Below are 8,930 nucleotides of genomic sequence, written 5' to 3'. Positions count from 1 at the left end.
AAATATATTTGATTACACAGAATAAGTGTGTCATCAATATGCAGCAGCAAGAGATGTCACGACATAATTTTCGAATATAAATGGAGGATTAACCATGTCACTACGAATTAATGATACAGCACCAGATTTTACTGCTCCCACAACTCAAGGCACCATTAATTTCCATGAGTGGATCGGCAACGGCTGGGCGATACTATTTTCTCATCCAAAAGACTTTACGCCAGTATGTACAACTGAATTAGGGTATATGGCAAAGCTGGAGCCGGAATTTAAAAAACGTAACTGCCGAATAATTGGATTAAGCGTAGACCCAGTGGGCAATCATGAAAAATGGGCAAAAGATATTGAAGAAACACAAGGTCATGCGGTTAATTATCCTATGATCGGAGATGAAAACTTAACTGTAGCGAAGCTTTATAATATGTTACCGGCAGAAGAAACTGGTACATCTGAGGGGCGCACTGCGGCTACAAATGCAACTGTACGTTCAGTTTTCATTATTGGTCCGGACAAAAAAATTAAACTGATGCTGACATACCCAATGTCCACAGGTCGTAATTTTGATGAAATTTTACGTGTTCTGGATTCCATGCAGTTAACCGCCAGATCTAAAGTTGCGACACCTGTCAATTGGAAAGATGGCGAGGACGTAATTATCGTACCTGCGGTATCTGATGATGAAGCCAAAACAATGTTCCCAGAAGGTTGGAAAACTGTTAAGCCATATCTACGTATAGTAAAACAGCCGCGTTAGAAGGTAATTTCTACAAAGCCCTCTGTTTTTACAGGGGGCTTAATAAGGTTTAACTTTAACGCTGTCGTATTAAATTTTTCAATTATCTTAAAATGCTCTGATTTCTGCGCATTTAGCTTGATGGGATCAGAATATTTTTGTCTGCATCCAAGCTACGTTAACACGCCGACTATTAATAGCTGCTATTTTCATTAGTAAGATATTGATAGATAACGCTACAGACTATGTTAGCGTATTATATTTTTCCGATTTTTGTATTTCTAGTTATTAAATTTTCCAATCATGCCCCCTCCCCAGACTACACATATTCCTGATGTACAAAACATGGCTGATACGCGCCAATTGGCGATCAATAAAGTCGGCATCAAGAGCATTCGTCATCCGGTACAAGTTAAAGACAAAAGCATTGGGGTGCAGCACACGGTGGCCACTTTTAATATGTATGTGCACCTGCCGCACAACTTCAAAGGCACGCACATGTCGCGTTTTGTCGAAATACTCAACCATCATGGGCGGGAGATCTCAGTAGAATCATTTGAAGATATTCTACGCGAGATGATTGAGAAGTTAGAGGCTCAGTCCGGCCACATCGAAATGAGCTTCCCTTATTTTATAAATAAGACTGCCCCGATATCTGGCGTGCAGAGTTTGCTGGATTACGACGTTACCTTTATTGGCGAAATTAACAACGGCAAATATAGCTTCACCATGAAGGTGTTAGTACCGGTAACCAGCTTGTGCCCATGCTCTAAAAAAATATCTGAACGTGGCGCGCACAATCAACGTTCGCATGTGACTATTACCGTGCGTACCAGTAGCTCTGTATGGATAGAGGAAGTAGTGAGTTATGCTGAAGAGCAGGCATCCAGCGAACTTTATGGTCTACTTAAGCGTCCAGATGAAAAGTTTGTCACTGAGCGAGCTTATGATAACCCCAAGTTCGTTGAAGATATGGTGCGCGATGTTGCGGCAACACTCAATCGCGACGAACGCATAGAGGCGTATGTGGTTGAGTCTGAGAATTTTGAATCCATACATAATCATTCAGCCTATGCATTGATAGAATGGGATAAAAGTATGGAGAAAGCGCTATAAAAAATAGTCACCGAGATATCAAGTATATAATGCATTCAATTTTTTACGCGCGCCTTGCCTGGCAACGGGGCAAGCAGGCAAGCTGCGACGCGGCTGCTTGCAAAATTAAATTTTTAAATGCCCCTTAATTTCGTTCGTATCGAATTGATTATTATCAGATGCGTATTATGTGGCAATATCACCCGAAGTTCGACAAGTCGCCAGATTGAATAATTAGGTCGCTATAGCTGACACTGACCTGTATTTTGTTTAAAATGGCGAATATATTTCAATAGGAGTTTTAATCCATGACTTACGTAGTTACCGAAGCCTGTATCAAATGCAAATACACTGATTGTGTTGAAGTTTGTCCTGTGGATTGCTTCTACGAGGGACCGAACAGTTTGGTGATTGATCCGGATGAATGCATAGACTGCACCCTGTGTGTTGCCGAATGTCCAGTCAATGCAATTTATGCAGAGGATGACCTCCCTGAAGATCAGCGAGAGTTTACCGCGCTAAATGCAGAACTATGTGGGATATGGAAGTGTATTGTCGAGAAAAAAGAACCACCTGCCGATGCAGATGACTGGAAAGACGTAAAAGACAAACTGCATTTGTTGGAGAGAGAATATGCGCCTGGCGAGGAAGAACGGAACTATCCTGGTGGTTCGAAGGATGGCAAAGACGAGGATGGCTTGACCGGAATGGAAAAATTGTTGATGCGCTAAAATACTTCTTGCCACTGAAAGAGACCTGCAAAGATTAGCGCATCCCTCGTATTTATTGATTCAGTGGCATAGCTAAAGGCTTATAGTTCTTCATTTTCAACACAAGCAGTAATGAAGGACATAAGTCTGCACGGCACATCACTGGGTACGTCATTATATTTATCTTTCAATCGATAAGCATGGTGTTTCTTGCCGGCACGGGAATGGCGATACAGGTAATAAACGTTGAACCCGATACCGCAAAGTAATACGTCAACCGCCGCAACTTTTTTTGATTCTGTCGCACGTGTCATTCTGACGCAGCACTCTCACGAACTACCTGATCTACGCCGTACCAGGGTGTTGTTGCCCAATTATCATGTGTCACAACCCTTGGCGCAAAGTTTGGCACGAGTGTCCAACCTGCCTGCAGTTTTATTGCCACAGATGGTCACGCTCAATGATTGGGTTCAGTCCGTTCCCTGCACACTATCTTTTACTCCCGATACTTGTCGTATTACCACTTTGTATCAGGCATTGCGTGCTCGAGGATGGTTTGCAGATGCTGACCTATGGAGCATCGCACGCGAGCTGTTGATTTTGCTGGATGAGCTGACACACCACCATGTCAAGCTGCCCCAAAATACCGAAGATTTTCTATCGCAATTGGAACAAGCCTATCAGTCCAAGCGTGGCACAGCCATGCAGTTCGAAGCACGCGTAGTGTATGAACTATGGTATGCGATGAACAATTGCGGCGAACTTGATTCTCCACGCGCCTATCAGCAAAGTTTGACTCAACTCGCACAGCAAGCCGAATTACCGCTGTATGTGTTATTGACTTCTTCACTTGCTGCGACTGAAACATCCTTCCTGGAAGCGTACCGTAAACGCGCACCCGTGATGATTATTGATTTGCGTGAGATGTCATCACGACTGCCAGAATGTGCAGTGATGCGCATCATCGCCTCCAGCCGGCCTAATTTTCCTGACCGTACCCCGACTAAAAACGAGAGTGGGATACAAGATAACGCACAGGAGAAAGCGGAGGAGATGGATACCCTGTCGTTGCGCGAGCAAGCTATTCACCTGCAAAAACATTTCCCTCACGCTACATTGGGGCACCGCCTGCAATTTTTTGGCGCTCATGGTTTGGAGCAGGAAGCACGAGCCGCCGAAGTTCAGATACGGCGCTGGTTACTTGCAGGTAAAAAAAAGATAGCCATCGTCGCACAAGACCGCATAGTCGCAAGGCGTATGCGTGCTTTGCTAGAGCGCGCTGACGTGCTGGTATGTGATGAAACAGGCTGGAAATTCTCCACGTTATCGGTGAGTACGGTGTTAATGCGCTGGCTGGATGCGCTGCAAAGTGATTTCTATTATCAGGACTTACTCGATCTGCTTAAATCGCCATTTATCTTTGCCGATCAAGCCGTGCATGAGCGTAAGCAGACGGTGTATCAGCTTGAGCAATTGGTGCGCAGGCATGGCGTGGTGGCTCATCTGGAAACATTTTTCGATTTGACGCAGGATGATGTTGAAATGCGGGAGGCACTGATGCGGTTGCGTCAGGCGACGGAGGTTTGGCATAAAAAAAACGACACGCTGTCCGGCTGGCTATGCGCACTTTACTCTAGCTTAAAGATTCTCGGCATAGTGCAGGGGCTAAACAGGGATGATGCCGGCATACAGTTACTGCAGGCACTGCAAAACTGGCAGCGTGAACTACATGCCGATACCGCACGCGTCAGCCTGATCGATTGGCGGCATTGGCTGGCACAACAACTCGATGAGCATACTTTCCGTGATTTAACGATCGACAGCCCGGTTGTACTCACCCATCTTGCCGCGACACGCTGGCGCAGCTTTGACGCAGTGCTGATGCTCGGCTGTGATGCGGCACATCTACCGAGCACTGACAACAACGGACGGTGGTTCAATGATGCAGTGCGAACCACACTGGGCTTGCCGACGCGCGAAGTGAATTTGGCACAGCAACGCGATGATTTACTCGCATTGCTCGCTATGAATGACACCATTCTGGTTACCTGGCAAGCCAGCAAAAGTGGCGAAGCAAATTTGTTAAGCCCCTGTTTCGAAATGTTACGTGCTTTGCACGAGTTGGCTTATGGAGACGATCTAACTATAAAGAAAGGTGAATGGGATACGCTGCTTGAAAATACACAAGTGCGTAGTGCAAAATTCCCACTACCGCCTGCGGCAGTTATGCCCGCACCAGTCGCGCTGTCAGATCTTATTCCGAGACGTATTTCAGCTAGCGGTTATAACAGCCTGGTGGCTTGTCCCTATCAATTTTATGCTCGCCATGTCTTGCACCTCAATGAAATGGATGAGGTACGTGAAGATGTGGAAAAGCGTGATTATGGAGAATGGGCACATGACATCCTTCGGCGCTTCCATGATCAATATCAGATACTCAGCAATCATCTGCTCGCCGATCTGGATTCGGCCCTGCTACGCATCAGTGCAGAGGTTTTTGCACCTGCTATACAACGCGATTATTTGGCACGTGCCTGGCTGTTGCGTTGGCAGCAAGCAATTCCCTTCTATCTGGAGACGCAGATAGAAATTGAAGCAGAAGGTTGGCGATATCAAAGTGGAGAAGTGCCATTCGAGTTGCCATTGACTGCTGATTTGCTTATGCATGGACGGTTAGATCGTGTAGATGTGCAGTCCGATGGAAGGAATGCAGTGCGCGTGCTGGATTACAAGATGATGGATGCGACCAGGCTACGCAATAAGCTTAAAGAAGCAGGCGAGGACGTGCAGTTGGCTTGTTATGCTTTCGTGTATGAGACTGATGCAGCCGCCTTTATTAGCATCGAAAAAGACAAAGTAATTACAGTAGAGCCGCCACAGGACGTGGCTGAACTGGCACAGGCAAACATCGAGCGCCTGTTGGAAGTGTTTGCACAGATGCGCAGTGGCGTGGCATTGCCCGCGCATGGAGTGACAGAGGCATGCCAGTATTGCGAAATGCGCGGGCTATGCCGGAAATCGGAATGGAATGAGCGCTAATGAAAAAGCCGCTGACAAGATGAAGCATGAGATGAAAAATTTCATTGCTCTCAACCCTCAGCACAGCGTTGTCGTGGAAGCCTGCGCGGGCAGTGGCAAAACCTGGCTGCTGGTGTCACGAATTCTGCGCTTGCTGTTGAGCGGTGTTAGACCTGGAGAAATTTTAGCCATCACGTTCACTCGAAAAGCTGCTCAAGAAATGCAGGCGCGCTTGCACGAATGGTTACATTTTCTTGCCACACAAGATGACACTGCTGTACGTGCTTTTCTTATGGAGCGCGAACTGCACGATGTAAACGACAACCTGCTGACGCGCGCGCGAAGTCTGTATCGCGAATGTTTATTGGCGCAACCTGCTATTACCATCAATACTTTTCACGGCTGGTTCATGCAGATCATTCAGCGCGCACCATTGAATGCTGATTTGCTCATAGGGATGCAATTGCTGGAGCGTACTTCGGCGCTGTATGAGGAAGCATGGCAAATGTTTGCCGATAGTCTTCGTGCTGCACCCGACGAGGTAACTGCTCAAGAGATGCAGTGGTTATTTGCCGAATATGGTTTGCACAATACGCGCGCGTTGCTGAAGAATTTTGTACAGAAGCGAGCCGAATGGTGGGCTTATACCAGCGGTCAGGACGACGCAGTGGGCTATGCGATAGAGCAACTCCGTATCAAGCTTGACGTTAATCCTGCGGATGACCCGCTTGCGGTACTGCAGGATAAAGATTTTGAATTAATTGTAGAGTCCTTTTCAAGCTTGTTGCAAAGCGGCTCGGCAGCGCAACAGAAAGTTGCACGCATGCTGGCTGATACTTTACTTTTACAGGATGTACACGCGCGTTTTAAAGCACTCAGTGATGGGCTTTATACCAAGAATGATGAGCCTCGCAAACTCAAAGCAAATAAAGGGCAGGACGAAGAGCGCTATACCAGCCTTTGTTGTGCCATTTTCGAATCTCTGCAGTCCGTACGTGACGCCTTGACAGAGCGCGAAGCGCTACGTATGAATCAGGCTGCGTTGCACTGCGGAGCAGCATTGCTGCAGCATTATCAAGATTTGAAACTACGTCAGCAGTTAATGGATTTCACTGATGTGGAATGGCAGGTATGCTGCCTGCTCAATCAGAGCGATTGTGCCGAGTATATGCAGTACAAATTGGATACCCGCTACAAACATGTTTTGCTGGACGAGTTCCAGGATACCAACCCGGTGCAATGGCAGATTTTGCAAGCTTGGTTTGCTGCATCTGCTGCCGTTGAATCGCGACCAACCGTTTTTGTGGTGGGTGATCCAAAGCAATCAATTTACCGCTTTCGTCGTGCAGATGCGCGTCTGTTCGGAGAAGTACGTGTATGGCTGCAACAAGAATTTGGCGCACATTACCTTAGCCAGAATATCACTCGGCGCAATGCCCCAAAGGTGTTGCAAGCCGTAAATAGTGTGTTTGATGCACAGCCAGATGGTTTCATAGATTTTGAAACACACATCGCGCATCACACAAACTTACCTGGTTTCGTCGCTGCCCTGCCGCTAGCGTTAGTTGAAAATTCGGTCGAAATTGACATATTTAGTAGATCTCGTTGGTTGCGAAACCCTTTACTGGAAGCGCGTATCGAACAAGCAACTGGCGAGCGTGAAGCAGAAGCGCAGCAGTTTGCCGCTGGCATCGCCGACATCGTGGCGCGCTGGAGTGTGCATAATGCAGACGGCACAGTGCGACGCGCAGAATACGCTGACATTATGGTGTTAGTACGCAAACGCACCCATTTACGAGTGTATGAAAGCGCTTTGCGTACTTGCCGCATTCCCTTCTTAACTTCGCGACGCGGCGGGTTGCTGGACACGCTGGAAGCAGAAGATATACAGGCTTTACTGACCTTTTTGATCACCCCATTCGCTGATTTAGAATTAGCGCAAGTTCTGCGTTCACCCTTTTTCGCGTGTTCCGATAGCGATTTAATGCAATTGGCTCAAGAAGAAATCGGTGGTAACTGGTGGTCACGGCTGCAACGATGTGTACAGAACGACGCAGCGACTGCCGAATTGTCGCGTGCGTATCGCCTGCTAAATAACTGGCTGGATCGCGCCGACAAGTTGCCAGTTCACGATCTGCTTGATCGCATCTATTTTGAAGGTGATTTGTTGCATCGATATGAAGCTGCGCTGCCTGTCGAAATGCATGAAACGATTCGCGCCAACTTGCAAGCCTTTATGGAGATTGCGCTGAATGTGGATGCCGGACGCTATCCCAGTTTGCCACGTTTCCTTGCTGAGCTTAGAGAACTTCGCTTAGCTGACAACAATGAATCGCCGGACGAGGGCAAGGTTGGTGAAGTCGGTAATGCCGTGCGCATTTTCACCGTGCATGAGGCCAAGGGGCTGGAGGCACCCATCGTGTGGCTGCTTGATGCAAACGATACGCATCGTAAACCAGACAGCTATAGCGTGTTGCTCGATTGGCCACCCAACGCACCACAACCAGTGCATTTCTCGCTTTTTACTGATAAACGAAAACGCGGTGCCAAGCGAACGGCTTATTTTGATGCTGAAGAAGATTACATTCGGCGTGAAGAAATGAATTTACTGTATGTCGCCATGACGCGTGCGAAACAAGCGCTGCTAGTGAGTGGGAATGGCGAATTAAAAGAAGCTTCCTGGTATGACCGTATCGCGACGACTGTGGAGGAGGAGGATAATCCTTTGCTGAATGCGGCCGATAATCTTGTTCCTGTTTTACCCTCAGTTGCTGTTGATATCGATGTGGCATTATTGCACCCATTTCCCACTGGTCAGCGCATAGTGCGTTCCAACGCTGCTCAGCGGCAAGGCACTTGGTTGCACACGTTGCTGCAACATCTAAGCGCATCATCGCCAGACATTCCCATCCTACTCACAGCAGATGAATTTAAAAAAAGAGAAATAACTGACAAGGCAGCGCTGCAATTGCAGCACGGCATCTCGTCCGACGATATGGATTCACTTTGGCAACAAGCACAGCATCTGTTGACATTGCCGACATTACAACGTTTCTTTGACCCTCAGTGTTACTGTAAGGCCTACAATGAAATGCCTTATGTCAATGCGCGTGGCGAACTGCGGCGTATAGACCGGCTGGTGGAGTTTGACGACGAAGTATGGGTACTCGATTACAAGAGCGGCGCCATTTCAAGTTCTGGAATTCATATTGTTCAGATGCAGGAATATCGTGTCGCGATGCAGACCGTATATGCTGAAAAAATAGTTCGTTGTGCGTTGATATTTTCGGATGGGACGCTAAGTGAGATCAGTACTTGATGAACAAAGTCGTAATAATACTTGGTGATGCCGGCGGTTACTCCAGTCGGCTGCT

The 8,930-nt window shown here is 47.3% G+C and carries 4 protein-coding genes and 1 pseudogene; all 5 read left to right on the top strand.

Features of this window, described 5'->3' with window-relative positions:
* The first annotated feature begins 94 nt into the window (after positions 1-94).
* The 5 genes and pseudogenes from MJ770_RS14755 to MJ770_RS14735 all read left to right on the top strand — a co-directional run bounded on the left by MJ770_RS14755 (position 95) and on the right by MJ770_RS14735 (position 8,875).
* Positions 95-754: a peroxiredoxin gene (locus MJ770_RS14755; protein WP_239255930.1), complete on the top strand. Its 660-nt coding sequence runs from the start codon at positions 95-97 to the stop codon at positions 752-754.
* Positions 755-1,036: 282 nt separating this feature from the next.
* Entirely contained in the window at positions 1,037-1,849 is an 813-nt protein-coding gene (gene folE2 / locus MJ770_RS14750) for a GTP cyclohydrolase FolE2 (protein ID WP_239255928.1), read from the top strand.
* A 287-nt stretch (positions 1,850-2,136) separates the two neighbouring features.
* Positions 2,137-2,457, top strand: a pseudogene (gene fdxA / locus MJ770_RS14745) (ferredoxin FdxA); the annotation flags it as partial.
* Between the two features lie 327 nt (positions 2,458-2,784).
* The gene (locus MJ770_RS14740; RefSeq protein WP_239255926.1) at positions 2,785-5,577 is read left to right on the top strand and encodes a PD-(D/E)XK nuclease family protein; all 2,793 of its coding nucleotides are present in this window, start codon (positions 2,785-2,787) and stop codon (positions 5,575-5,577) included.
* A complete protein-coding gene (locus tag MJ770_RS14735) occupies positions 5,567-8,875 on the top strand; it encodes a UvrD-helicase domain-containing protein (RefSeq protein ID WP_239255924.1) in 3,309 nt (1,102 codons plus the stop codon). Before MJ770_RS14740 ends, MJ770_RS14735 begins: the two co-directional genes overlap by 11 nt.
* Positions 8,876-8,930 lie beyond the last annotated feature (55 nt).

The organism is Candidatus Nitrotoga sp. M5 (assembly GCF_927904885.1).
Taxonomy (GTDB): Bacteria; Pseudomonadota; Gammaproteobacteria; order Burkholderiales; family Gallionellaceae; genus Nitrotoga.
Note: the sequence above shows the minus strand (reverse complement) of the source record. Positions and strands in the feature narration are given on the sequence as shown.